This is a genomic window from Mesorhizobium sp. M1A.F.Ca.IN.022.07.1.1 (assembly GCF_003997575.1).
In the GTDB taxonomy this organism is placed as follows: Bacteria; Pseudomonadota; Alphaproteobacteria; order Rhizobiales; family Rhizobiaceae; genus Mesorhizobium.
On the sequence record NZ_RZST01000641.1, the window covers coordinates 1 to 1,167 of the forward strand.

Consider the following 1,167-nt stretch of genomic DNA (forward strand, 5'->3'; position numbering starts at 1 on the left):
CCCACTGGCTGACCGAGAGCGCGCCGGACATCGTGTGCCTGCAGGAGATCAAGACGGTCGACGACCAGTTCCCGCGCGCCGAGATCGAGGCGCTGGGCTATAATGTCGAGACCAACGGGCAGAAGAGCTTCAACGGCGTCGCTCTCCTGTCGAAGCTGCCCTTCGACGAGGTCAATCGCGGTTTGCCTGGCGACGATGCCGACGACCACGCGCGCTTCATCGAAGGCGTCTTCTCGACCGATAAGGGCGCGCTGCGGGTCGCCTCCCTCTATCTGCCAAACGGCAACCCAGTCGAGGACGAGCGGAAGTTTTCCTACAAGCTGTCATGGATGGCGAGGCTAGAGCGCTGGGCGGAAGAGCGGCTGAGGCTCGAGGAAGCGCTGGTGCTGGCCGGGGACTACAACGTCATCCCCGAGCCCGCCGACGCCAGGTTCCCCGAAAACTGGCGTAGTGACGCGCTATTCCAGCCTCAGACGCGGCAGGCCTTCCGGCGCCTGAAGAATCTCGGGTTCACGGAAGCCGTGCGCGCCGTGACCGATTCGCCCGATGTCTATACTTTCTGGGACTATCAGGCCGGGGCCTGGCAGAAGAACAACGGCATCCGCATCGACCATCTATTGCTGTCTCCCGAAGCCGCCAACCGCTTCTCGTCGGCCTCGGTGGAAAAGCACGTCCGCGCCTGGGAAAAACCTTCCGACCACGTGCCGGTGGCCATCGATCTGCGCTTGCAGCCGGCCTGAAGGCGCTGCTTGCGGGCTCTTGCCGAACCCTGATGTCGCCACAAATCGCGCGTTTGATGCTGGATTGTTGCGGGGGTTCGATGGCGATCCGATTTGTTCTTTGCCCGGTCGGCCTTGCGCTGGCGTTTGCCGCGCCGGCGCTCGCGGCGCCGGAGTGTCTTGCCAACGGCAAATCGTTCAAGATCGGTGAGACGGCCTGCCTGACGATTGCCGGCGAAAGTCACCTCGCCCGCTGCGACATGGTTCTCAACAACACTTCCTGGACGAAGATCCAGGACGACTGCCCCGGCGAGAATCAGGCGCCGAAACTGCACCCGACCTCAATCACGGCGCCGACGGAACCTACCGAAAATTGAAGCCGAAGCTGCGGCCTACTGGTCGCCGTTGTTGCCCTTGGTCAGGATGTCGTCGGCGCCGTGATTGAGGT

General features: G+C 63.2%; 2 protein-coding genes. Both read left to right on the forward strand.

Going from position 1 to position 1,167, the window contains the following annotated elements:
- Positions 1–740: exodeoxyribonuclease III (gene xth / locus EOA75_RS33050; protein WP_127326155.1), on the forward strand; the 740-nt coding region annotated here is incomplete at its 5' end.
- A gap of 80 nt (positions 741–820) precedes the next feature.
- A complete protein-coding gene (locus EOA75_RS33055) occupies positions 821–1,096 on the forward strand; it encodes a hypothetical protein (RefSeq protein WP_127216627.1) in 276 nt (91 codons plus the stop codon).
- Positions 1,097–1,167: the final 71 nt, after the last annotated feature.